The sequence below is a fragment of the Erythrobacter sp. RANMB8 genome (assembly GCF_056848235.1).
On sequence record NZ_JBREHG010000002.1, the window covers coordinates 519947 to 544473 of the forward strand.

Genomic DNA, 24527 nt, shown 5'->3' on the forward strand with positions numbered 1-24527 from the left:
GAACTCCCATTGATCGCAGGCAGATCCCCCGCGCGATCGTCAGGCTGCAACGCTAGCGCAACAGCCAAGCAACACAAGCCGTAATGCGCGCTCTTTCCCCCGCCGCACGCAAGCGCTAGAGGCTGGCGATCATGTCCACCACCTTCCAGCTCGACACGAGCACAAGCCGCGCCAACCCCACTCCGCAGCCGATGAAGCGGCTGACGGTGCCTGCGATCCGCGCCCGCAAGACCGATGGCGTGACCGGCGAGCCGCTGGTGATGCTGACGGCCTATACCGCGCGGCAGGCGCAGCTGCTTGATGCGCATTGCGATCTGCTGCTGGTGGGAGATTCGCTCGGACAGGTGATCTATGGCCTGCCCTCCACCATTCCGGTGACGCTGGAGATGATGGCCAACCACGGCGCGGCGGTGGTGCGCGGATCGTATCATTCGGTGGTGGTGGTCGACATGCCTTTCGGCTCTTACGAAGCCTCGCCGGAACAGGCCTTCGAAAGCGCGGCCTTCCTGCTCAAGCAGACGGGGGCGGCGGCGGTGAAGCTTGAAGGCGGGGCGGCGATGGCGCCCACGGTCGCTTTCCTCAACCAGCGCGGCATTCCGGTGATGGGCCATGTCGGTCTGACCCCGCAGGCGGTCAATGTGCTGGGTGGCTATGGCGCACGCGGCCGGTCCGAGGCCGAAGCGGAGAAGATCGTCTCGGATGCCATCGCGCTCGATCAGGCCGGTGCCTTTGCCGTCGTGATCGAAGGCGTGGTCGAACCCATCGCCATCGCCGCGACCAGAGCAGTCTCCTGTCCCACCATCGGCATCGGGGCCTCGGCGCAGTGCGACGGGCAAGTGCTCGTGACCGAGGACATGCTGGGCATGTTCGAACGCGTGCCCCGCTTCGTGAAGCGGTATGAAGACATTGCCGGGGTGATCGACCGCACCGTGGCACACTATGCCGGCGAGGTGCGCAGCCGCGCCTTCCCCGGTGAGGACCAGACCTACCAGCCCAAGGGCTGACACATCACAGACAATACCGGCGTGACGGAATTGTCCGCACGCCCTTTCAAGGTTCGATTTGCATCATGCAGACGCTGCTTCGCTATTACACCTTCTCGCTGATCTTCACCGTCATCTGCCTTGGCCTTGCCGGTTACTACGGCTTTGTCAGTTCCGGCACGCTGGGCGGCATGGCGCAGGTGCTGTGGATCGTGGTGATCCTGTCCGTGCTGGAAGTGTCGCTCAGCTTCGACAATGCCGTGGTCAACGCCTCGGTGCTCAAGGAGATGGACGAGGTCTGGCAGAAGCGCTTTCTGACATGGGGCATCGCCTTTGCGGTGTTCGGGATGCGGATCGTCTTCCCGCTCGCGATTGTCGCGATTGCCGCCAATATCGGCCCGATGGAGGCGCTTGACCTCTCGCTCAACGATCCGGCCAAGTACGAAGAACTGGTCAGCTCCGCCCATATCGGCATTGCCGGCTTCGGCGGCGCGTTTCTGGCGATGGTGGGGATGAAGTTCTTCTTCGACGCCGACAAGGATGTGCACTGGATCAATTCGATCGAAAGCGCGCTGTCCAAGGTGTCGAACCTGCCCGCCATCGAAATCGCCATCCTGCTGCTCGGCATGTGGGGCATTTCGTCGCTGCTGCCGGTCGAGGAGGCGCACACCTTCCTCGTTGCCGGGATGCTCGGCCTTGTCACCTTCATCGCGGTGGAAGCGGTGAGCCACTGGCTCGAAATGCGCGAAGAAGCCGCGCGGCTTGCGGGCGCCGTGGTGCGCAGCGGGCTTGGCGGGTTCCTCTACCTCAACATCCTCGACGCAAGCTTCAGCTTCGACGGGGTGATCGGTGCCTTCGCCCTTTCGAACAACATGGTCGTGATCGCGCTGGGCCTTTCGATCGGGGCGATGTTCGTGCGCTCGATGACCGTGCATCTGGTGCGTCAAGGCACGCTGGCGGAGTATCGCTATCTCGAACACGGTGCCTTCTGGGCCATCGTCGTCCTCGGCGCGATCATGCTGGTGTCGGCTGTGTTCCACATTCCCGAAACAATCACCGGCCTGATCGGCGCGATCCTGATCGGCCTGTCGTTCTGGTGGTCGGTTCGCCACCAGCGGGCCGAACGCGCCGCTAGCCCCGCGCCAGACGCATAGCCAGCGGCGCGGCCAGCACCAGCTGCGCGAGGTGATAGAACAACAGCGGGGCAATCACGAACCCCGCTGCCGAGGCCGGGAACAGGATGGCCGCTAGCGGCGCACCGATGGCGACGCTTTTCTGCGATCCGGCAAACAGGAAAGCGATCCTGTCTGCCCGCGCAAGCCCCAGCGATCCGCTGACCACCCATGCCGCCGCCAGCGCCAACGCCAGCAGGCCGAGCACCAGCGCAATCAGGATGCCCCAGTCCGCCGGTGCGAACATCTGCCCCAACCCCTGCTCGACAGCGCCCGAAAAGGCGACATAGACCGCAATCCCGATCACGGCGCGGTCCAGCCAGGCAATCCGTGCGCGGTGCCGGGCGACCCGATCGATCACCTTGTCCTGCACCACCTGCCCGATCACGAAAGGCAGCACGAGGATCAGACCGATCCGGACAATCGCCTCGTTGCCGATGTCTCCTGCCGCACTGCCGCCGAGCAGCGCGAACAGGGGCGCGCTGATGAAAACGCCCGCAATGTTGATCAGCGCGGCGCCCACCACCGCCAGCGCGACATTGCCGTCGGCCAGGCTGGTATAGGATGTCGCCGATTGCACGGTCGATGGCAGGCAGCCGAGGTAGATGAACCCCAGCGCGACCAGCGGCGGCAGGGCACTGGCGGCAAGGCTGGCGGCACCGATCCCTGCCAGCGCCATCGCGCCGAACACGAACAGCAGCAACGGCCCGAAATAGCGCCAGTTTGCCAGCCCCCGCGCAATCTCGCTGCGGCGGATCCGCATTCCGTTGATCAGAAACAGCAGGAATATGCCGCCATTGGAGATCAGGCTGGCGATGCTGCGCGCCTCTCCGGTGGCGGGCAGCAACACGGCGAGCAGCGTGGCGATAACCAGCACCGCGATCATCGGGTCGGTCAGGAACGGCAGGCGGGGCAAGGCAAACGGCTTGGACATGGCAGCAGCGCCCTGCCCTGCCCGCACCCGATTGTCGAGCAGGCAGCGGGTCAGCGCACCGCCATCGCAGGTGGTCGCACCTGTGCGAGCATTCCGGCAAACCGGCGCACATCGTCTTCGTCTTCGAGCATCTGCGCGACCTTGATCCGCAAAGTCAGCAAAGCAGGGTCATGCCCTCCGCCAAGCGCAATGGCGTGATCGAGCAGCAGGGCCGCCCGCTCCGCCTGCCCCGATCCGGCCTGACGCTCCGCCAGCATCACCACTCCGGTGATCGCATCAGGCTCGCCTGCGACATGCCGGGCCAGCAGCGTATCGGCTGCAAGATCGTCGCCCGCCTGACGATAGGCAAGCACAGCCTTGCGCGACAATGGCCAGGGGCGCTTGACCCGCGCTGCCTTCGCATAGGCTTCGAGCGCCGCCAGCGGGTCCCCGGAGCCGAGCCGGGCATCGCCTGCAAGGATGGCAACATCGGCCGATAGCGGGAACCGGTCGGCCAGCGCCTGCCCGCCGGCAACGGCTCCCGGCCAGTTACCGGCCTGCGCAAAGCTGCGCATTTCGGCGGTCGGCCCCGGGAGCCCGTCTCGCACAACCAGAGCCGCTGGCGCGCCCGCACCGCCGCCATAGGCCTTTGCCAGCAATGGTGCGGCAGCCGCGCGGTCACCCATTCGTTCATAAGCACGCGCCACCAGCATCACCAGATAGGGCGAGGTTTCCGGCCGCCCGACATCATCGGCAAAGCGGGCGATCACGTCGCCTTCCCGCCCGCCCAGCAGCAGCGCCCGGGCCAGCAATTCGCGCAGGCGGGAATTGGCAGGCTGACGCGCCGAAAGCGCCTCCAGCGTCGCGGCGGCGCTGTCGATATTGCCGACTTCAAGGCTGATCATCGCATCGAGCAGCATGGCGGAAGGCACGCCGCGAACCGCCATACCGCTGCGGGTCAGCAGGCTGCGCGCCAGCGCCTGATCGCCGGCACGCGCTGCCAGCACCGCCTGAAGATAGAACACCCGCGGATCATCCGGCGCGACCTCGGCAAGTTTGCGCACCGCCTGCAGCATATCCTCTGCCCGCCCGCTGTCGCCGAGCGCTGCGGCATATTCGGCCCACGCCTCGGCATTATCGGGATCGGCAGACAGTGCCGCCTCGAACCACGGCAGCGCGGCGGCAAATCCGTGGGCATCGCGCACCAGCAGCGCCCGCATCAGTAGCGCCGGGGCATAATCGCGGCCAAGTGCCAGCGCCCGGTCAGCCGCCTCCAGCGCGGTGAGATGTTCTCCCCCGCGATAGCGCAGTCTGGCAATCGCCACCCACAGATCGGGATCGTCGGGAGCCAGCGCCCGCGCCTCGTCGAGCTTGCGCCCGGCATCGGCAAGCGCCCCGTCAACCATCAGTGCCTGCGCTTCATCGAGCAGGATATCGAGTTCAGGGTTCGGAGGCCCGCCCGCAGATCCGGAACCGCCGTCCGCACAGCCGGTCAGCGCGAAGGCCAGCGCGAGCGCGGCAAGAAGGGGGTTACGCTTGGAGGTCATATTGCTTCAACAGATCATAAAGGGTCGGACGGCTGATCCCGAGCAGCTTGGCGGTGCTGGAGATGTTGCCTTCACTTCGGGCGAGCGCATGTCGGATCACGCGCCGGTCCGCAGCCTCGCGCGCAGCCTTGAGGTTGAGCACGTCCGCGTCCTCCTCGTCCGCCTTGCCGAAATCGAGATCCTCAGCACAAACAAGCTTGCCGTCAGCCATGATCACCGCACGCTTCACCCGGTTTTCCAGTTCGCGCACATTGCCCGGCCAGTCGTGCGCATCGATCGCGGCGAGCGCATCGGGGGCAAAGCCGGTGACGGCAGGGTTCATCTCGGCAGAAAAACGCTTGAGGAACGCCTTGGCCAGCAGCACCGCATCGCCGTGCCGCTCGGCCAGCGCCGGGATACGCACCACGATCTCGGCAAGGCGGTAGAACAGATCCTCGCGGAAGCTGCCCTGCTGGATCATCGTTTCGAGATCCTGGTGGGTGGCGCACACGATCCGGGTGTTGACCGCAATCGCCTTGCGACCGCCAATGCGTTCGATGGTGCGTTCCTGCAAAAAGCGCAGCAGTTTGACCTGCAGGGGCAGCGGTATGTCGCCCACCTCGTCAAGGAACAGCGTGCCGCCATTGGCGCTTTCGATCTTGCCCTCGGTGGTCTTGATCGCGCCGGTAAATGCACCCTTTTCGTGCCCGAACAATTCGCTTTCGAGCAGGTTTTCGGGGATCGCCGCGCAGTTGATGGCGACAAACGGCCCGTCGGCACGGTCGCTGGCATCGTGCAGGCCCTGCGCCAGCAATTCCTTGCCGGTGCCGCTTGCGCCGAGCAGCATTACCGAAACGCTGGTCTTGGCGACCCGTTCGATGGTGCGGGCGACCTTCACCATTTCCGGCGCGCCGGTGATCATCCGGCCCAGCACGGTCTTGTCGGCACTGCTGCTGGCGACCAACCGGCGGTTTTCCTCTTCAATCGCACGCAGATTGAAGGCGCGGCGCACGATCAGGCCAAGCGCATCGATATCGATCGGCTTCTGGTAGAAATCGTAAGCCCCCCGCGCAATCGCCTCCAGCGCGCTTTCGCGGGCGCCGTGACCACTGGCGACGATCACCTTAGTATCGGGCTTGAGCGTCATGATCGCATCGAGCACGGCAAAGCCTTCGCTCGTCCCATCAGGATCGGGCGGCAGACCGAGATCGAGTGTCACCACGCCCGGCGCCTCGGCCCGCAGCGCCGCAAGCGCGCTGTCGCGGTCACCGGCGATGACCACCTCGAAATCGTCATAGGCCCATTTGAGCTGGGCCTGCAGACCCGGATCATCCTCGATCACGAGCAGCACGGGTTTCTTCTCAGTAGCCATCAGGCGACCTCTTGCGATAGGGGTTGCGGCGTGTCCTGCGCGCCACTCAGGCGCAGGGCATCGGCCAGCGGAACGGAAACGGAAAAGTGGGTGCCCAGCCCTTCGCGCGATTCCACCGCGATCCGCCCGCCCATGGCGCGGACGAGTTCGCGGGCCTCGAAGGCACCGATCCCGAACCCGCCCTGTTTGGACGAGACAAACGGTTTGAACAGGCCGGTGCGGACAAATTCGGCGCTCATGCCATGGCCACTGTCGACCACCGCGATCACACCGTTCAGGCCCTCAGCCACCACATCGAGCATGACAGGAGCATCAGGCTGGCTGGCATCGATGGCATTCTGCACCAGATGGATCAGCGCCTGTTCCAGCGCTTCGCGATTGCCCATCACCACGACAGGCTCGTCGCGGGTCAAAAGGACCGGATGGGCCGGGGCAAAACGGTCCGCGATTGCCCTGGCCATCCCGGCCAGATCGAAAGCCGAGGGTTCATGCACCTGCCCCGCGCCGTAGCGCCCCAGGCGCGCCAGCAGGGCGGAAAGCTTGTCCGCCGAATTGCGCAGGGTCACCAGCATATCGGCGCGGAAGGCGGGATTGTCGGCATGCTTTTCCGCATTGGTGGCCAGCAGCGAAAGCTGGCTGACGAGGTTCTTGATGTCATGCATCACGAAAGCCATGCGGCGGTTGAATTCGTCGAAGCGGCTGGCGTCCATCAGCGCCTGCTGCCCTGCCTGTTCGGCCAGATAGCTTGCCAGCTGTTGTCCGGCGACGCGCAGCAGATCGAAGTCCTCCCAGTCGAGCTGGCGCGCGGTGCGCGGTCGGGCGAGAACGATCACGCCCACCAGACGGTCGAAATGGAGCAGCGGTACCAGCGCCCAGGCGTCCTCTGCCTCGAGCAGCCAGGCCGGCATCTGACCGGCCTCGCCATGGTGGTCGATTCCGGCACGCGCCTCGTCAAAGGCAATGATCAGGTTGTGCTGTTCGAGCAGGCCGGAAAAGGCGTAATCCCCGGCCACCGCAGGAACGGCAATCGTGGGCCAGTTCCAGCGCGCGGTGAGTTCGAGCTGGGCCTCCTCGTTGGGCATCAGCAAGAGACCGGCGGGGCTTTCGGTAATGTCGGCCAGCGCCTTCACGGCACGGGCCTGAAGGCTGGCACTGCCGGTGCCGCCATGGCCGATGGTTCGGGTGAACCGCAACCATTCCTCGCGATAGTCGTAGCGATGCTGGAACAGGTGCTTGCTCGCCATCACCCGCAGCCATCCGCGCAAGCGCGGCGACGGCAAGGCCACTGCTGCGCCCATCACGGCCACCACCACGAACATGATCTGGCTCGCACGGGCCACATCGCCGCCGATCAGGGCCAGCGCCTTGGTCACCAGCACCATTCCGGCCAGATAGCCACCGATCAGCAGCAACGAAAGCGTGCGGAAGGTGACAGCGCGCGACGGGCTGAACTGCATCCGCGGCCCGGCGGCGTTCATCCCGAGCGCAAACAGCACCGCCATCACGCCCGCGAACAGCCCGCGCAGATCGCCGATCAATCCGGGCACTTCCCCACCGAGATAAGCGATCGTGCTGAGGTTCAGATCATAGGCAAAGATCCCCGCAAGCCCGACACCGGTCCAGCGCAACACCGGTCGCAGACCGGCCGCCGCACCGGCGTAAAGGTTGTGCAGCAGCATCAGCGCCCCGATCGACACCAGCGTATCGATCACCACGCGCACCTCGAACACGGCGGCGGCAAGTTCAGGCACACCCGCAGCGCGCAGCTGGAACAGCAGCACCACCGGTTGCAACAGCTGCACCAGCACCAGCGCAATGATGACAGGCCGGATCGGTTTCAGGCTGTTGCTGCGGCCATCGGCGGAAAACAGGCTGAAGATCGCCGCAATCAACGCCAGATTGCGCGCCATCGCGGCAAGGATCGACGCGCCGTGATCAGGCCCGAGCGAAGCTGCCAGCGCGCACCAGATCGTGCTCGCCATGGCCGCTGCCAGCAAGGCGGCACGATCGGGCCGCGCACGCTCCCCGTGCCGCCAGATCCACAGCATCGCCCCGGCGCTCAGCAGCGCACCCGCCAGCCAGGCAAGCGAGGCCGCCAGCGGCATCAGGGCCCCGGCACCGATCACCGTGCACCCTCCGGCCACAGGATCACCCGCAAGGTTTGCAGCAGGATCACGAAATCGAGGAACGGCGTATAATTCTTGGCGTAATAGAGATCATACTCAAGCTTGCAGCGGCTATCCTCGACCGATGCGCCATAGGGGTAATTGATCTGGGCCCAGCCCGTGATCCCCGGCTTCACCATGTGCCGTTCGCCATAGAAGGGGATCACCTCTTCGAGGCTTTCGACAAAGGTGGGCACTTCCGGTCGCGGGCCGACAAAGCTCATCTGGCCTTTGAGGACGCTCCAGGTTTGCGGCAATTCGTCGATCCGCACCTTGCGGATAAACCGGCCGAGGCGCGTGATGCGCGGATCGTTTTCTTCCGCCCATTTCGCCCCGTCCTTTTCGGCATCGGTGCGCATGGAGCGCAGCTTGATCAGCGTGAACGGCTCGCCATAAAGCCCCACGCGGGTCTGGCGGAAAAACGCCGGACCCTTGCTGTCGAGCTTCACAAGCCCCGCAAACAGGATGATCACCGGCAGGGTCAGCACCAGCAGAACGAGGCTGGCGACGATATCGAAAATGCGTTTCACCGCGCTCGAAAACATGCGCGAGCTTGAAAAGCCGTCGGAAAAGATCAGCCAGCTCGGGTTGACCGTGTCGAGATCGACGCGCCCGGTCTCTCGCTCGATGAAGCTGGAGAAATCGTTGACGTGAACGCCCTTGGTCTTGATCCGCAGCAGGTCTTTCAGCGGCAACGCGTTGCGGCGTTCCTGAAGCGCAAGCACCACCTCCGACACGCCGAGATTTTCGACAAACCGGCCCAGATCGTGGATCGCCGTGCGCGGGATTGCTTCCTCTACCACGCGGTTATCGTCGCTCATCGAGATATAGGCGACGATCGCAAAGCCGGTTTCGGGCTTTTCGCCCAGTTCACGCAGCCGCTGCGCCCGCGGCCCCGCGCCCAGCACCATCACCCGGCGGCGGAAGGCGGAGGAACCGAGGAACGAATTGAGCAGCAGCCGGTCTGCCACCAGCACAAGGATCGCAAGGCCCATCGTGTAAAGCAGCGTCGAACGCCAGAACAGGTCGGTGCGGATGACGAAGTCCACCACCGCCAGCGCGATGATGCCGAGGCTGATCGCAACCAACACCCGCGCTCCGGCAAAGCGCAGCGACCGCAGTGCATTGGGGCCGTAAACCCCGACCGCGATCATCGCCAGCCAGATCACCATCGCCGTACCGAGCAGCGCAAGGCCCCGTCCGCCAAGCGCACCAAGATCCATGCCGATCTGGTGCGCGCGCCATTGCCAGGCAACCTCGCTCGCCAGGATCAGCAAGCCGAGATCGAGCAGGCCGAGCAGCAGCACGGCGTGGGGTATGTAATGCTTGAACAGGCGGATCATCTGACAGGCGGCCTTTGGTATTTGCCGGCTCTGTCTTAACCATGAGACCTTAAGTGTCGGTAAACTTTACACCGCGCGCCCCCGCCCGCCTCCGGGCGTGCTTGCCAGACGCGCAGGGGCGGGCGTCAGGCACTCGCTCCGCCCGCAACGACCGCAAGGCGTCCCCAGCGGCACCGCGTCTGCGCGGTCGAGCGATACGCCGCGAGCATGGGCCAGATCGCCGGCAAAGCGCGCCTCGATACCCAGCACCACCGCCCGTCGGCCCGAACACATCACCCCGTCACCATCGACTGTGCGGGTTATGGTAAACCAGTGACGTGGCGCACCTTCGCCCTCGCCAAAGGTGACCGCCTGGGTCAGCACCGTGCCGGGCCGCTCGAACGCGGCATAGGGCACCCAGGCGGGCCAGCGTGCGCCGTCAAGCGGGTAGATCGCCCCGCTGCCCCCGGCGGTGAAGTGGGTCATCCGGCCTGCGCGGTCGATCGTGGCGGTGAAGAACGGTAAGCCGCGTTCGCCCACCCGGCCCAGCGTCGTCAACCGCTCGGCCACCTGATCGAAACTCACGGCAAACCGCCGCTGCAGCACCGCGAGATCGTAGCCGGTGGCCTCGCACGCCCGCAGAAACCGGCGATAGGGCAGCAACAGCGCGCCTGCGAGATAGTCGGTGATGTGTTCGCGGAAAGCCTCGCGCGCTTCGGCGGATGAAAGGTTGGCCCCCGCCACCAGTGCCTCGATCCCCTCGCGCATTTCCAGCGCGCCCACCTGCCGGGCAATCTGGAACCGCCGCGCCGCGCCCGGCAGCATTTCCGAAAGCTGCAACTGGCGGGCGTGAAGGTCGAGCCGGTGCACCTGGCCCGGCATGACCTCTGCCGGAAGGATGCGGACGGAAAGCTGGTGCTTCTCGCGCAGCCGCTCGGACAAGGCGGCGCTGATTTCTCCGCGTGAAAGGCGCAACTCGTCGGCGAGGTCCTCGGCGGCATGGTCGAGATCGGCAAAGTGGTTCTGCCAGCGTTCGATCGCCCGTCGGGCAGCAGCCACGGCATCTTCGCTCTCGATCCGCCCGCCACTTCCGCCCGTATCGTAAAGCCGGGCAAAGGCGGCAGCGACCTGCGGGGCGACGGAGAGAAACTCCTGCACTTCCTCGCGGTCGATGCCGAGATCGGCGAAGCGCTTGTCCGCCATGCGGCGAACCAGTCCGTCGATCCCGCCGATCGCGTCGTCCTCACGCAGGGAACGCGGATCGAAGTCGAAACGCTCGATCACCCGCACCAGCACCTTGGCCGACAGCGGGCGCTGGTTGCGTTCGATCAGGTTGAGATAGGACGGCGAAATGCCCAGCGCCGTCGCCATGGCCGCCTGCGTGAGGCTTTCGCGTTTGCGCAGTCGCCGGAGCGCCGGTCCTGCGAGGAGAGTCGTGTCTGCCATGGGGTTTTTGTAAATTACTTTACTGATTTACACAATATCGCAGCCAAAAGTCCGCATAGCGACACGATTTCCTGTAATTTTTCCTGTAATGCTGCGCCGCAGCACGGCAAAGCCTGCCCATCCGATGGCGCGAGTCACAACCGACGCGGGCCGCTCCCCAGGACGGACAGGAGAACGCTATGACCTACCAGAACACCATCACCCGGATGCGCGACGTGGTGACCGCCAACGGGCCGAGCTGGGCTGCCATCGACCCCGAAAGCGCTGCCCGCATGGCGATCCAGAACCGCTTCGCTACCGGCCTCGACATCGCCAAGTACACCGCCAAGATCATGCGTGCCGACATGGCCGCCTATGACGCAGACACCGCGAACTACACCCAGTCGCTCGGCTGCTGGCACGGCTTCATCGCGCAGCAGAAGCTGATCGCGATCAAGAAGCACTTCGGCACCACCAAGCGCCGCTACCTCTACCTCTCGGGCTGGATGGTTGCCGCGCTGCGCAGCGAATTCGGCCCCCTGCCCGACCAGTCGATGCACGAGAAAACCTCGGTGCCCGCGCTGATCGAGGAGCTCTACACCTTCTTGAAGCAGGCCGACGCCCGCGAACTCGGCATGATGTTCCGCGCCCTCGACGCTGCCCGCAAGGCAGGTGACGCGGTCGAAGCCAAGCGCATCGAAAACGCGATCGACAACTACGAAACACACGTCGTGCCGATCATCGCCGACATCGACGCGGGCTTCGGCAATGCCGAGGCGACTTACCTGCTCGCCAAGAAGATGATCGAAGCTGGCGCCTGCGCGCTCCAGATCGAGAACCAGGTCTCGGACGAAAAGCAGTGCGGCCACCAGGACGGCAAGGTTACCGTGCCGCACGAGGACTTCCTCCAGAAGATCCGCGCTTGCCGCCACGCCTTCCTCGAACTCGGCGTGGAGGACGGCATCATCGTCGCCCGCACCGACTCGCTCGGTGCCGGCCTGACCAAGCAGATCGCCTTCTCGAAGGAGCCGGGCGATCTGGGCGACCAGTACAACAGCTTCCTCGATTGCGATGAAGTCGATCCGGCCAACATCACCAATGGCCAGGTGTTCATCAGCCGCAATGGCAAGCTGCTGGCCCCCAAGCGCTTGCCCTCGAACCTCTACCAGTTCCGCGCCGGAACGGGCGAGGACCGCGTCGTGCTCGATTGCATCACCTCGCTCCAGAACGGCGCCGACCTGCTCTGGATCGAGACCGAGAAGCCGCACGTCGAGCAGATCGCCGGCATGGTCGATCGCATCCGCGAAGTCGTGCCGAACGCCAAGCTGGTCTACAACAACTCGCCCAGCTTCAACTGGACGCTGAACTTCCGCCAGCAGGTGTTCGATGCCTGGGAAGCGGCGGGCAAGGATGTGTCGGCCTACGACCGCGCCAAGCTGATGAGCGTGGACTACGACGGCACCGAGCTGTCGAACGAAGCCGACGAGAAGATCCGCACCTTCCAGCGCGATGCCGCTGCGCGTGCGGGCATCTTCCACCACCTCATCACCCTGCCGACCTACCACACCGCCGCGCTCAGCACCGACAACCTCGCCCGCGAATATTTCGGTGAGGCAGGCATGCTCGGCTACGTCAAGGGCGTGCAGCGCGAGGAAATTCGTCAGGGCATCGCCTGTGTGAAGCACCAGAACATGTCGGGCAGCGACATCGGCGATGATCACAAGGAATACTTCGCCGGTGAAGCAGCCCTCAAGGCGGGCGGCGTCCACAACACGATGAACCAGTTCGAGGCAGCCTGATTGGGAGAGAATCCCGGGAGGCCGGCACGATCCGGCCTTCCGGGATGCCATGGAAGCGCCTAAGGACACGCGGGTAATCACCCAGCGGAGAGTGACATGACCGATACCGATACCCCGAAGACCGAACCGGCCCGCGCCCGCGCGCTGCTTTCGACTGCCGACATGAAGCTGCTGCGCCGCGCGCTGGAGAGCCACGCCCGCGCCACCGAAGACCGCGAGGAGCTGGCCAAGATCAACGCGCTGCACCACCGCCTGGGCACTTACGTCCCCGCTTCGGAATAACCCGTTTCACAGTTCTCCTGGGGAGGAGAAACGGCCGCCGGAATGGTCCCGCAAGGGGCACGTTCCGGCGGCCGAATTTATTTCGGCATCAGTTGCAACGTCGCCGCCGTCAGCGCCTCGGTCGCGGTGGCGATCACCACCGGCGCATCGGGTGCCCAGAACGGGGAATGCAGCGAAGGCAGTTCGATCTCGCCTTTCTGCGCCCTCTCCCATTCGCTCTGGCGCACGCCGCCGACCCAGAAGATCAGCGCCTCCACATTGTCGCGATCGGCGCGGTAGAACTGGCTGAAATCCTCGCCGCCCATGACAGCCGGGGTTTCCGATACCCGTCCTTCAAAGCGCGATTTCAGCCCTGCCATCACGCGGTCGGTGAACTCCGGGGTGTTGTAGGTGGCAGGCGTATAGGGATCGGCCACGCTGACTTTGGGCAGCTTGTCATCGGGCATCCCTGCGGCCATCGCCTCGGCCTTCGCGATCCGCGCAATCCCTTCGAGCAGGTGCTGGCGGGTCTTGTCGGCATAACTGCGCACCGTGATCTGGAGCCGTGCTTCATCGGGGATGATGTTGTGCTTTGACCCGGCCTGAAAGCTGCCGACTGTCACGACAGCGGATTCGGTCGGATTCAACTCGCGGCTGACCAGCGTTTGCAGGCGCATCACGATGCTCGATGCAATGACGATCGGGTCCTTGGTGGTGTGCGGATAGGCCCCGTGGCCGCCCACGCCGGGCACCACGATATCGACGCTGTCCACATTGGCGAGCGCAAACCCGCGCGAATAGCCGATCTGGCCGGCCGGAAACTGCGCCGCATCATGGAAGGCGAGCACGTAATCGGGCTTGGGAAAGCGGGTGTAGAGCCCGTCGTCGAGCATCGCCTTGGCGCCTTCGCCGATTTCCTCGGCCGGTTGCAGGATCATCACCAGCGTGCCCGACCACTGGTCGCGCCGCTCTGCCAGCAGTTGCGCAGTGCCGACCCATGCGGTCATGTGGGTATCGTGCCCGCAGGCGTGCATCACTCCGGTCTCGATCCCGGTCGCTGGCACAGCGCGGCGCTTGGAGGCATAGGGCAGGCCGGTCTGTTCGATCACCGGCAGCCCGTCCATGTCGGCGCGTAGCATCACGGTGGGGCCCTCGCCGTTGCGCATGACCGCAACCACGCCGGTCTTGCCCACCCCCTCGGTCACCTCGAACCCCAGCGCACGGGCGCGGGCAGCGAGCTTTTTCGCGGTCTCGACCTCCTGAAAGCTCAACTCGGGATTGGCGTGGAGATCCTGATAAAGCTCCACAAGAGCAGGCAGATCAGCCGCGACCGCATCGCGCAATTCGTCCGCCTGCGCCGGAGCCGCCACCAGAGCCAGCGCGCTCATCCCTGCCCATCGCCAAACCGTCATCGAGATTCTCCCCGTCATCCCCGTCACAAGCCATACCACAGCGCCAGCAGCACCGAGAGCACAGTCACCATCAGCGCCACCAGCGGAACCCCGGCGCGCACGTAGTCGGCGAATTCATATCCGCCTTCGGACATGATCAGCAGATTGGTCTGGTAAGCAATCGGCGTCGCGAACGAGAGATTGCAGCCGAACAGCACCGCCAGCACCAGCGGTTCGGGCGGCAGGCCCAGTTGCATGGCGATGCTATAGGCAATCGGGGTGCCGATCGTGGCAGCGGTCGCGTTCGAGGCGAAGTTTGTCACCACGGTCACGAACAGCATGATCGCCGATAGGACCAGCGCGGGCGGCAGATAGGCAAGGCCCAGCGAAAGTGCCTGCCCCAGCCATTCCGCCGCCCCGCTTTCATCGATCACCCTCCCGATCGCAAGGCTCGCCGCGATCAGCACGATCACCTTGGCAGAAAGCGCACGGCCCACACGGTCGAACTTCACACAGCCGGTCAGGAACATCAGGATCGCGCCCGCCAGCGCCGAAATCGCGATCGGCAGCTTGATTGGCGCATAGGTCATGCCGTCAAACCACGGCAAGCCGAGCGAGGCAGTCGCAATCGCGCCCAGCATGATCGCCCCTGCCAGCGTCGCCTTCGACCGGCGCGGCAATTCGCGCGCGCCTTCCAATCGCAGCAGACCATCGGTGCGGGCGAAGGTCTGCAAATCCTCCTCGATACCCATCACCAGCAGCACATCGCCTTCGAGAATGCGCAGATCGCCCGCTTCGGTATAGGTATCGCGCTCGCCCAGCACCCGGTTGGGCCGGTGGATGCCGAGCACCGCGACGCCATAGAGATCGGCGATCCCGGAACTCGCCAGCGTGCGGGTGATCAGGCGCGAATCCGAGGTCACCGTCATCTCGACCGCAACAATGTCCTCGCCCTGCGATTTCGAGATGCGGCGGATGCGGTCGATCACCCAGCTTGGCGCAAGCTCGCCTTTCAGCACCCGTGCAGCCTCTTCCAGCGCCTCGTGCGTGCCGGAAATGTGCAGCCGCTGTTCCGGTTGGAGAGGGCCGGCGGGCACATCGTGAAAGGTAATGCCCTGCGGCAACTTGTCGCGGATGGCGGCGATCTCTGCCCCCGCCAGCAGGCTGCTGGTGCCGACGCGCAGGCGGGTGTGAAAGGTGCGGCGCAGATTGTCGGGCGTCACGCTGTTGTCGCGCAGCATCCGCGGCATCACCAGCCACAGATAGGGAACCGCCACCAGCCCGGCGGTCAGCACGATCGGCGTAAAGGCAAACACCCCGAAGGGCGCCATCCCGAGATCGGCCGCGATGGTGGCGACGAGGATATTGGTCGAAGTGCCGATGGTCGTCGCCATCCCGCCGAGCAGAACCGCGGTGTTGACCGGCATCAGGATCTTGGACGACGCCATCAGGCCCTTCGCAGCAATCGCCACGATGATCGGGATCAGCAGCACCATCACCGGAGTGTCATTGACGAACATCGAGAGGAAGAACGCCACCAGCAGCGCCGTCAGCAGGCCGATCTGCGGGTTGAAGCGGAACACCCCTTCCAGCATACGCGCAAAGGGTTCGAGCGCGCCGGTCACCACCAGCCCGCGCCCCATGATCATCAGCGCGCAGATCGTGATCAGTGCCGAGTGGCCGAACCCGCCGAAGGCTATCGCGAGGCCATCAGTCGGCTTGCTGCCTTCCAGCGGCGCGAAATAGAGCCCCACGCCGATCACAGCGATGGTGATCAGCGAAATGATCTCCTCCGGATAGCGCCCGCGGGCAAAGGCGATGAACATGGCGATGGTCACCGCCATGGCCGCAATCGCGTGATAGGATGGAGCTTCCAGCATGGCCTGTCCCAGGGGCTAGCCAATTGGGCAGGCGTTCGACAAGCAGTTTGTCGAAAAGTCCTGCTCGCAAACCCCCGCGCAATCCCGTCCCGCGCAATTAGCGCTTGCCTCGAACGAGGGGCCTCTAGATGAAGGGCGCGACCGGAGGGGCCGGGCTGCAAGGCTTGTGGCCACGGCGATCCCGACCGGCTGAAAATCTGGAAATCACACTCTTGAATCACACTCTGACGACCGATCGCCCGTCCGCCCCCGTTGCGGATGCCGCCGCGATCAACCCGCGCAAGCTGATGGCTGATCTGAAGCCTTTCACCAAAACCCATACGGGGCGCAGCATCTGGGAACTGGCGGTGACGCTGCTGCCGTTCTGCGCCGTGATCCTCGTGATGCTGTTCGCCATCGACGCGGGCTATCTGATCGCGCTTGCACTTTCGCCGGTGGCCGGTCTGCTGCTGCTGCGCGCCTTCATCATCCAGCACGATTGCGGGCACGGCGCGTTCTTTTCGCGGCGCGGCGGCAATGACTGGACGGGCCGCGTGCTCGGGGTGCTGACCTTCACGCCCTACGATTGCTGGCGTCGCTCGCACACGCTGCACCACGCCAACACGGGCAATCTCGATGCCCGCGGATATGGCGATGTCGATACGCTGACAGTGCGCGAATTCTATGCGCGCAGCTGGCTCGGGCGGCTGGGCTATCGCGCTTATCGCCACCCGCTGGTGCTGTTCGGGATCGGGCCGGCCTACCTGTTCCTGCTCCGCCACCGCCTGCCGGTCGGCCTGATGAAACAGGGCGCGATCTACTGGATCAGCGCGATGGGCACCAATCTGGCGACCGCGGCGGTGCTGGCAGTGCTTGTCTATTTCTTTGGCCTCGCCACCACTGTGATGGTCGTGCTTCCCGCGCTGCTGATTGCTGCCTCGACCGGTGTGTGGCTGTTCTACATCCAGCACCAGTTCGAACAGGCACATTGGGACAAGGGCGATGACTGGTCGTTTCACGAGGCGGCGCTGCATGGCAGCACGCACCTCGATCTGCCGCAGCCGCTGCGCTGGTTCACCGGCAATATCGGCGTGCATCACGTCCACCATCTGGCGAGCCGCGTGCCCTTTTATCGCCTGTACGAGGTGCTCAAGGCCTTCCCCGAACTGCGCGACATGAACCGCTTCACGCTGTGGCAGACCTTTGCCCCGATCGCGCTGGGCCTGTGGGACGAGGATCGCCGCCAGCTCATCACCTTCCGCGAGGCGGCAGCGCGTTACGCCTGACGCCCCTTCCCACCATCCGACGACAGGAAATACCCATGAAGCGCACCTTGTCCTTCAGCCTTGCCTCCGCCCTTGCTGCCACAATGGTGCCGTTCGTGCCGGCGCTGGCGCAGGCCACCCCTGCCGCGCAGACACAAGCCGCGAGCGAGGATGCCCGGCTTACCGCCTTCCTCGATGGCGAATTTGCCGAAATGGTGCGGATGCAGCCGCAGCTCGCCACGCGCCTCGGGATCAAGGAAGGCGGGGATCGCTGGAACGACAACAGCGATGAAGCTGCCGAAGCGATGGTCGCCTGGCGCGAGGCCAGCGCGGCTAAGATGAAGGCGCAATTCGACCGCAGCAAGCTGTCGCCCGAAGCGCAGGTCAATTTCGACATCTGGGCGCTGGAGGCAGAGCGGACGCGGATGCAGATCGCCAACCGCATCTACCGCCCGCCGTTCTATTCGCGGCTCTATTCGGCGCACAGCCAGCTGCCCGACTTCCTCGTGAACACGCATACCGTGGCGGACGAGGCTGACCTCAGGAACTACATCGCCCGCTTGCGCGGCCTGCCTGCGCAGCTGGACCGGGCGCTGGAACAGACCCGCAAGAGCCAGGCCGCAGGGATCGTCCCGCCGCGCTTCCAGATCGAGACGATCATCGCCGGCAGCCGCAAGCTGACGTCCGGTGCGCCCTATGGCGAAGGCGCGGACGCCGCCCTGTGGGGCGACGTGAAGGCCAAGGCCGAAGCGCTGGTCACCTCGGGCAAGCTCACCCGCGAAAACGCCGATGCCCTGCTGGGCGAGGCCCGCAGCGCAATCCTCGATCTTGCCCCTGCCTACGCCCGCGTGATCGCATGGGCCGAGGAGACCCTGCCCTCCGCCCCCAGCGGCAAGGTTGGCGCGCTGACCCTGCCGGGCGGCCTTGCCTATTACGCCAACGAGCTGAAGCTGGTCACCACCACCGATATGACGGCCGAAGAAATCCACGCCACCGGCCGCGCCGAAGTCGCCCGGATCGAGGCGGAGCAGGATGCGCTCGCCCGTCAGGCCGGGTTTGCCGACCGCCACGCCTTCTATGCCGAACGCGCGCGCCTCAACCCGCCGCGCCAGTATGACGATGCGGCGCGCAAGACCTATCTCGACACCGCCAACGCTTTCGTCGCGCACACCCGCAGCCTGCTGGCGCCCTATTTCGGCACCCTGCCCGCCTACGGGATCGAGGTGGTGCGCGAACCGGCCTTCTCCGAGGTCGCAGGCGGTGCGGCCCATGCATCGGCCCCCAGCCCTGATGGCTCGCGTCCGGCCAAGACCTATGTGCACCTCGTCGGCACCGTGCCCGACCCTGCGGCGATGTACACGCTGATGTGTCACGAGGCGGTGCCGGGGCATAACATGCAGGGCGATATCCAGGTGCGCCAGCAGGGCGGCCCGAAGTTCCGCAGCGTCACCGGCTATGTCGCTTTCGGCGAAGGCTGGGCGCTTTATGCCGAGGCTTTGTGCAAGGAAATGAACGCCTTCCCCGATATCGCCGCCGATTTCATGCGGCTCGATGCCGAGCTGTTCCGCGCCGCGCGGCTGGTGGTCGATACCGGTATCCACGCCATGGGCTGGACCGAGGACGAGGCCGTCACCTACATGAACACCACCGGCCGTCAGCCGATCGAGCGGTCGCGTTCCGAAGTGCGCCGCTACATCACCCTTCCGGGTCAGGCGACGGGGTACAAGATCGGCATGCTCAAGATCATGGAACTGCGCGCCCGCGCCGAAAAGACGCTGGGTAACCGCTTCGATATCAAGGGTTTCCACGACCTTCTGATCGCATCCGGATCGCAGCCGCTGTCGATCCTCGAACGCCGCGTCGATGAATGGATTGCCCGCTCGGCAAGCTGAACCCGGCTGCCGCTGCGCCCCCGATCAAAGCGGCGCGGCGGCGGCATTTACGGCTGGTGATGGTGCCCCTGGCCAGACTCGAACTGGCACATCTTTCGATAACCGATTTTGAGTCGGTCGCGTCTACCAATTCCACCACAGGGGCGCCGGAAGCGGCTGGCAGGGCTGTTAGCGGGACGGCGTTCCGGCATCAAGCCTGCTTGGCCCTGCCGGCCAATGTTCCACGTGAAACATTGGCCGAAAAGGGCCTAAAAGGGGTCTAGCGGGGGTCTGGAGCGACCTAGACGGGGTCTAGGCTGTCCAACATTCCTACCGCAGCGCGCCTGCCAGCAGCTTGTGCAGCTTGGAATGCAGCGCGTCGTTCGCGGCCAGCACCTGCGCCGAATGGATCTGTTCGCTGCGGCCGCGGAAGTCGCTCACGAAACCACCCGCCTCGCGCACCAGCAGGCAGCCTGCCGCCGTGTCCCAATCCGACAGGCCGCTTTCCCAGAACCCGTCGAACCGGCCCTGCGCCACGTAAGCCAGATCAAGCGACGCTGCGCCGAACCGGCGGATGCCTGCCACTTCGGGGCCGATCGCACCGAAAATCTTGCTCCATTCGGCAAAGTCGCCGTGGCCGAAGAACGGCACGCCGGTTGCCACCAGCGCATCGGTCAGGCGCGAGCGTGACGAGACGCGCAGGCGCGCATCGTGCAGCCACGCCCCGCGGCTCTTTTCCGCCCAGAAGGTCTGATCGGTGATCGGCTGATAGACCACGCCTGCGACCACATCGCCCCAGCCCTTGCCGTCAGGGCGCGGCTCCTGCGCGGCGATGCTGATCGCGAAGTGCGGGATGCCGTGCAGGAAATTGCTGGTGCCGTCGAGCGGATCGACAATCCAGCGCGGCATGCCGGGATCGCCCTCGATCACGCCCGCCTCCTCCATCACGAAGCCCCAGCCCGGGCGGGCGGCGGAGAGCTCGTCATAGATCGTGCGCTCGGCACGCATATCGGCCTTGCTGACGAAATCGGCCGGCCCCTTGCGGGAGACCTGAAGGTGTTCGACTTCGCCGAAATCGCGCCGCAAACGCCCGCCCGCCTTGCGCGCGGCGCGTTCCATGACGCGGATGAGGCCGGAAATAGCTGCCATTACAATACTCTCTGCCGTTCGCCTCGAGCGTAGTCGAGAGGCCTGGGTGACGGCGCTATTGTGTCTCGACTTCGCTCGACACGAACGGGATCAGGGTTTCAGCCGGCCTTGCCGATATAGGCCTGCTCATAGACATCGACGATGATGCGCGTGCCGCTGCCGATGTGCGGCGGCACCATGATGCGCACGCCGTTATCGAGGATCGCGGGCTTGTAGCTCGAAGAGGCGGTCTGGCCCTTCACCACCGCATCAGCCTCGACGATGGTGGCTTCGACCTGCGCGGGCAATTCGACGCTGATGGGCTTTTCATCCCACAGTTCAAGCGCGACCTGCATCCCGTCCTGCAGGAAGGGGCGCGCATCGCCCAAGAGATCGCCGGGCAGCTGGATCTGTTCGTAGGTGTCGTTGTCCATGAACACCAGATCATCGCCCTCGGCATAGAGGAACTGGAAGTCCTTGGTGTCGAGCCGCACGCGTTCCACCGTGTCGGCGCTGCGGAAGCGCACGTTGGTCTTGCGGCCGTCCTGCAGGTTCTTCATTTCGACCTGCATATAGGCCCCGCCCTTGCCGGGTTGGGTGTGCTGGATCTTGGCGACCTTCCAGATGCCGCCTTCATATTCCAGAATGTTGCCGGGGCGAATGTCGACGCCGCTGATCTTCATGGGCTGGGCCTTTATACGAGGTGAAAAGAGCGAGAGGGCGCGCCGCCGCAAAAGGGGGCACCCGCAAATGATGCGCGCCCATAGCCGAGCCGGACCATCCCGGCAAGCGGTGCGGCACGACAAGGCAGAAGGCGGCACACCCGGCTGCAAATTCATGGCGCAGCCAGTTGGGTGCTGATAAGGGCGCGGGCGACATGAAGAACCGCTACATCTTTCTGCTGATGCTGGGCGCTGCGGCAATGGCAGCCTTCCTGCCCGGCGATGTGCATGGCGAAGGGTTAGGGCAGGTCACGGGGCAGGATCGCGCCGCAAGCCGCCCGCGCCCCAACCCTGCCGCACCTTCCACCGGCGTGCTCGGCATTCTCCAGCATGGCAACTGGCAATGCACCCTGCCCGGCGATGCCGGCGGCGCTGCCTTTGTCGATGTCCCTGCCGAAGGCTTCCGCATCGGCACCGCGTCAAGCTACATCAACCCCGAAGGCAGCGGCATCTACCTGCTGCGCGGCAACGAGGTGGTGTTCACCCGCGGCCCCAAGAAAGACCAGCGCTTCCAGCGACTGGGCGACAACACCCTGCAAAAGCTGAACCCTGACGGGACGCTGAGCAAGCTGATCTGCACGCGGCTGGGCGGGGCAGCGAACTAGCGCCCGCCTGCCCTGTCCCGTCACCCCAGCGAAAGCTGGGGCCTAGGGCCTCATAGACCAATGCTTGCCGCTTTAGGTTCCAGCTTTCGCTGGGATGACGACTGGTGTTCGATGTTCGCCCGGCCCCGTGTCAGGCACGGGGCGACGATGGTGAGGGACAGACCTACCCCCGCATCACTTTCGCAAAAGCCTCGATCGCCGCGACCTCGTCCCCGCCCCACACCGCGTGGCTGACGGCGAGGAAATCCGCCCCCGCCTCGACTAGCGGCTGGCAATTTTCGGGCGTGATCCCGCCGATGGCGACGCAGGGGATTTCGAACAGGTTTGTCCACCACCGGAGCAATTCGGGCAGCGGGCGTTCGGCATCGCCCTTATCCTTGGTGGCAGACGGGAAGAACGCTCCGAAAGCGACGTAATCCGCGCCCGCTTCGCCCGCTTCCATCGCCAGATGGCGGCTGGCGTGGCAGGTGACGCCGATCTGCGCCTCGCGTCCCAACTCGGCGCGGGCATCCTTCGGAGAGCCGTCGTCCTGCCCCAGATGCACCCCGTCAGCCTTGATCCGCTTGGCCAGCGCCACCGAATCATTGACGATGAAGGCCACATCATGCGCCGCGCAGATCGCCTGCAACGGCGCGGCGAGGCGGGCGGCCTCGTGCTGGTCGATACCCTTCACACGGAACTGGAACGCGGTGACAAGATCGCCATGTCGCCGCGCCCCTGCGGCCAGCGCGCGTTCAAGCCGGGCCGGAAAATCGCCGCCCACATCGAGGGGGCTGATGAGATAGAGCTGGGTCTGTGTCATGGGGGCGTGTCGCTAACGCCTCACGCCCCGCCTGTCACCTGTCAGCTTTCACCTGTCAGACGCTGGCCGCCGCGATCTGATCAATCGCCTTGCCGAGCACCGCGTCGAATTCCTCGTCCGATTGGCCCTTGCGCAGGTCCTGCAACAGCCCGCGGCTGAAGCTGGCGATCATGCCGGGGTTCTGCGACAGGCGCGCACAGGCATCATCGGTCGAAAAACCGCCCGACAGCGCGACCACGCGCAGCACCTTGGGGTGTTGCACCAGCGGGGTGTAGAGGCCGGGAGTGGCAGGGATCGAGAGCTTCAGCATGACCTGCTGGCCCTTCGGCAGCGCGTCGAGGTGCTTCAGGATCTCGGCCAGCAGGATCGCCTCACCCTCGGCGCGGTCTTCGGCGGTGATGTCATATTCGGGCTCGATGATCGGCATCAGCCCTGCGGCGATGATCTGCGCGCCCACTTCGAACTGCTGGGCGACCACGGCGGCGATCCCGGCGGGGTTCGCGGATTTGATCACCGAGCGCATCTTGGTGCCGAACATCCCTGCCGCCACCGACTTTTCGAGCAGCGCAGGCAGCTTCACCATCGGCTTCATCAGCTGCACGCCGTCCGCCTCGTCGGCCAGCCCTTCATCGACCTTGATGAAGGGCACTATCCCGCGCGCCTTCAGCGCATCGCCGGTGGACTTGCCGTCCACCTCGCCATCCATGGTGCGTTCGAACAGGATCGCGCCGATCACCTTGCCGCTGCCGAAGCAGGGCGAAGTGATCACGCGGGCGCGCATGGCGTGAATTTGGGCGAACATCTCCTCGTCGCCCGACCACTCGGAGTCCTCCACCCCGTAACCGCGCAGCGCCTTGGGGGTCGATCCGCCCGACTGGTCGAGCGCGGCGATGAACCCCTGTCCGGTGGCGATGCGGTCGGTCATTTCACGGGTGTTCATGGCAAGCGTCTCCAATTGCGCGTTGGCGGTGTGCGGGGCGGCCCTGCGGTCTCATGCATACCTATGCATAAACCTTCGGACGCGCCCTTAGCGGGGGCTGCGCGATGCTGCAACCGCGAACAATCAGCGTTTCGAAAGGCGGCGGATGATGCCGGTGAAGCTCAGCGCAGGCGCGCCGTCCCCTGTCACCAGCCCGCGCACGAAGATCGTCTTGCCCCCGCCCCGCGTAACCTCGCCGCGCGCCTCGACCAGCGCGCCCGATTGCACCGAGCCGAGGAAATCACCCGCCAGATTCAGCGTCACCGCATGATCGCCCGCCAGCGCATCGGTGGCGATGGCAAACAGGGCGAAATCCGCAAAGGTCAGCAGGCACCCGCCATGCATGAAGCCGCCGCCGTTCATGTGGCGCGGTTCGGCGCGAAAGGCGCTGGTGTAGCTGCCGTCATCCTCGCGGCGGTAGAAGAACGGGCCGGAGCGCGTTTCGAACGGATCGCCCTCCCAGAACCGCCATCCGGCAAACTCGCCCGATTCCATCACCTTGAGGGCGCCGTAGGAGGTTTCAACCGCTTCGCTCATGCTCACTTCCACAATTGCAGCGCCCGCACCGAATCGGCGAGGCGATCGCCTTCATCGAGCCGGGCGAGGCCCATTTCGGCCAGTTTCCATCCCCACAGTGCGCCGCAGCGCCACATCTGGGTGACCAGAAAGCGCCCTTCCCATACCTTTCCGCCAAGCCGCATGTCAAGTTCCGCCCCGGCGACGAACCACGCCGCCTTGCCATGCTGGCGCACCAGCACCCCGCGGAACGTGAAGCCGGTGCAGACGAAATCGCGCTCCATCGCGGCAAGAAAACTTGGCCGGTCAAGCAGTTGCGGCGGCAAGGTGCCGATCATCATCATGCAGTCCCGCGCCGTCAGCTTCTTCATCGCCTTGACGTTGCCCGCCACCCAGGCGCGCATCATGGCGAGCGCCAGCGCCTCGATTTCGGCAGGCGTATCGGCCATGT

21 protein-coding genes and 1 tRNA gene are annotated in these 24527 nt (G+C 65.1%); 7 read left to right on the top strand and 15 right to left on the bottom strand.

Going from position 1 to position 24527, the window contains the following annotated elements; translation table 11 throughout:
- Positions 1-131: 131 nt before the first annotated feature.
- Both panB and ACU0AG_RS05600 read left to right on the top strand, forming a co-directional pair.
- Positions 132-1004 (top strand): 3-methyl-2-oxobutanoate hydroxymethyltransferase, encoded by an 873-nt coding sequence (panB, locus tag ACU0AG_RS05595; RefSeq protein ID WP_482781269.1) that lies wholly within the window; start codon positions 132-134, stop codon positions 1002-1004.
- Between the two features lie 65 nt (positions 1005-1069).
- Positions 1070-2137: a DUF475 domain-containing protein gene (locus tag ACU0AG_RS05600; protein ID WP_482781270.1), complete on the top strand. Its 1068-nt coding sequence runs from the start codon at positions 1070-1072 to the stop codon at positions 2135-2137.
- Here ACU0AG_RS05600 and ACU0AG_RS05605 read toward each other — a convergent pair.
- From ACU0AG_RS05605 to ACU0AG_RS05630, 6 genes are all read right to left on the bottom strand, one after another.
- Positions 2115-3089: a bile acid:sodium symporter family protein gene (locus ACU0AG_RS05605; protein ID WP_482781271.1), complete on the bottom strand. Its 975-nt coding sequence runs from the start codon at positions 3087-3089 to the stop codon at positions 2115-2117. The two genes, ACU0AG_RS05600 and ACU0AG_RS05605, sit on opposite strands and share 23 nt — an antisense overlap.
- A 50-nt stretch (positions 3090-3139) precedes the next feature.
- Positions 3140-4615: a tetratricopeptide repeat protein gene (locus ACU0AG_RS05610; RefSeq protein ID WP_482781272.1), complete on the bottom strand. Its 1476-nt coding sequence runs from the start codon at positions 4613-4615 to the stop codon at positions 3140-3142.
- Positions 4599-5966 (bottom strand): PEP-CTERM-box response regulator transcription factor, encoded by a 1368-nt coding sequence (gene prsR / locus ACU0AG_RS05615; RefSeq protein ID WP_482781273.1) that lies wholly within the window; start codon positions 5964-5966, stop codon positions 4599-4601. The genes ACU0AG_RS05610 and prsR overlap by 17 nt, the downstream gene beginning before the upstream one ends.
- Positions 5966-8092: an XrtA/PEP-CTERM system histidine kinase PrsK gene (prsK, locus tag ACU0AG_RS05620; protein WP_482781274.1), complete on the bottom strand. Its 2127-nt coding sequence runs from the start codon at positions 8090-8092 to the stop codon at positions 5966-5968. Before prsK ends, prsR begins: the two co-directional genes overlap by 1 nt.
- Entirely contained in the window at positions 8089-9474 is a 1386-nt protein-coding gene (locus ACU0AG_RS05625; RefSeq protein WP_482781275.1) for a TIGR03013 family XrtA/PEP-CTERM system glycosyltransferase, read from the bottom strand. Before ACU0AG_RS05625 ends, prsK begins: the two co-directional genes overlap by 4 nt.
- Positions 9475-9540: 66 nt before the next feature.
- Positions 9541-10899 (bottom strand): helix-turn-helix domain-containing protein, encoded by a 1359-nt coding sequence (locus tag ACU0AG_RS05630; RefSeq protein WP_482781276.1) that lies wholly within the window; start codon positions 10897-10899, stop codon positions 9541-9543.
- Positions 10900-11078: 179 nt separating this feature from the next.
- Between ACU0AG_RS05630 and ACU0AG_RS05635 the strand changes: the two genes are divergently transcribed.
- Both ACU0AG_RS05635 and ACU0AG_RS05640 read left to right on the top strand, forming a co-directional pair.
- A complete protein-coding gene (locus tag ACU0AG_RS05635) occupies positions 11079-12677 on the top strand; it encodes an isocitrate lyase (protein ID WP_482781277.1) in 1599 nt (532 codons plus the stop codon).
- Positions 12678-12773: 96 nt separating this feature from the next.
- On the top strand, positions 12774-12959 hold the full coding sequence (locus ACU0AG_RS05640) for a hypothetical protein (RefSeq protein WP_069310113.1): 186 nt from the start codon (positions 12774-12776) through the stop codon (positions 12957-12959).
- A gap of 77 nt (positions 12960-13036) precedes the next feature.
- Here the strand turns inward: ACU0AG_RS05640 and ACU0AG_RS05645 are convergent, their stop codons facing one another.
- Both ACU0AG_RS05645 and ACU0AG_RS05650 read right to left on the bottom strand, forming a co-directional pair.
- Positions 13037-14350: an amidohydrolase gene (locus ACU0AG_RS05645; RefSeq protein WP_482781278.1), complete on the bottom strand. Its 1314-nt coding sequence runs from the start codon at positions 14348-14350 to the stop codon at positions 13037-13039.
- A 23-nt stretch (positions 14351-14373) separates the two neighbouring features.
- Positions 14374-16209: an SLC13 family permease gene (locus ACU0AG_RS05650; RefSeq protein WP_482781279.1), complete on the bottom strand. Its 1836-nt coding sequence runs from the start codon at positions 16207-16209 to the stop codon at positions 14374-14376.
- Positions 16210-16421: 212 nt separating this feature from the next.
- Between ACU0AG_RS05650 and ACU0AG_RS05655 the strand changes: the two genes are divergently transcribed.
- Both ACU0AG_RS05655 and ACU0AG_RS05660 read left to right on the top strand, forming a co-directional pair.
- Positions 16422-17474, top strand: a complete 1053-nt coding sequence (locus tag ACU0AG_RS05655; protein ID WP_482781280.1) for a fatty acid desaturase — start codon at positions 16422-16424, stop codon at positions 17472-17474.
- A 35-nt stretch (positions 17475-17509) separates the two neighbouring features.
- Positions 17510-19345 carry a DUF885 domain-containing protein gene (locus ACU0AG_RS05660; RefSeq protein ID WP_482781281.1) on the top strand — a complete coding sequence of 612 codons (1836 nt, stop codon included), beginning with the start codon at positions 17510-17512 and terminating at the stop codon, positions 19343-19345.
- Between the two features lie 60 nt (positions 19346-19405).
- Here the strand turns inward: ACU0AG_RS05660 and ACU0AG_RS05665 are convergent.
- From ACU0AG_RS05665 to efp, 3 genes are all read right to left on the bottom strand, one after another.
- Positions 19406-19490 (bottom strand) — tRNA-Leu (locus tag ACU0AG_RS05665).
- A 164-nt stretch (positions 19491-19654) separates the two neighbouring features.
- Positions 19655-20473, bottom strand: coding sequence for an inositol monophosphatase family protein (locus ACU0AG_RS05670; protein WP_482781282.1), 819 nt, complete (start codon positions 20471-20473; stop codon positions 19655-19657).
- Positions 20474-20571: 98 nt separating this feature from the next.
- On the bottom strand, positions 20572-21135 hold the full coding sequence (gene efp / locus ACU0AG_RS05675; protein WP_482781283.1) for an elongation factor P: 564 nt from the start codon (positions 21133-21135) through the stop codon (positions 20572-20574).
- Positions 21136-21329: 194 nt separating this feature from the next.
- Between efp and ACU0AG_RS05680 the strand changes: the two genes are divergently transcribed.
- Positions 21330-21779: an elongation factor P gene (locus ACU0AG_RS05680; RefSeq protein WP_482781284.1), complete on the top strand. Its 450-nt coding sequence runs from the start codon at positions 21330-21332 to the stop codon at positions 21777-21779.
- Between the two features lie 163 nt (positions 21780-21942).
- Here ACU0AG_RS05680 and thiE read toward each other — a convergent pair whose 3' ends face one another.
- The 4 genes from thiE to ACU0AG_RS05700 form a co-directional block, all read right to left on the bottom strand.
- A complete protein-coding gene (gene thiE / locus ACU0AG_RS05685; RefSeq protein WP_482781285.1) occupies positions 21943-22581 on the bottom strand; it encodes a thiamine phosphate synthase in 639 nt (212 codons plus the stop codon).
- Between the two features lie 55 nt (positions 22582-22636).
- On the bottom strand, positions 22637-23521 hold the full coding sequence (locus tag ACU0AG_RS05690; protein ID WP_482781286.1) for a fructose bisphosphate aldolase: 885 nt from the start codon (positions 23519-23521) through the stop codon (positions 22637-22639).
- Between the two features lie 123 nt (positions 23522-23644).
- Positions 23645-24097 carry a PaaI family thioesterase gene (locus tag ACU0AG_RS05695; protein WP_482781287.1) on the bottom strand — a complete coding sequence of 151 codons (453 nt, stop codon included), beginning with the start codon at positions 24095-24097 and terminating at the stop codon, positions 23645-23647.
- A 2-nt stretch (positions 24098-24099) separates the two neighbouring features.
- Positions 24100-24525, bottom strand: a complete 426-nt coding sequence (locus ACU0AG_RS05700; RefSeq protein WP_482781288.1) for a DUF4440 domain-containing protein — start codon at positions 24523-24525, stop codon at positions 24100-24102.
- Between the last annotated feature and the right edge of the window lie 2 nt (positions 24526-24527).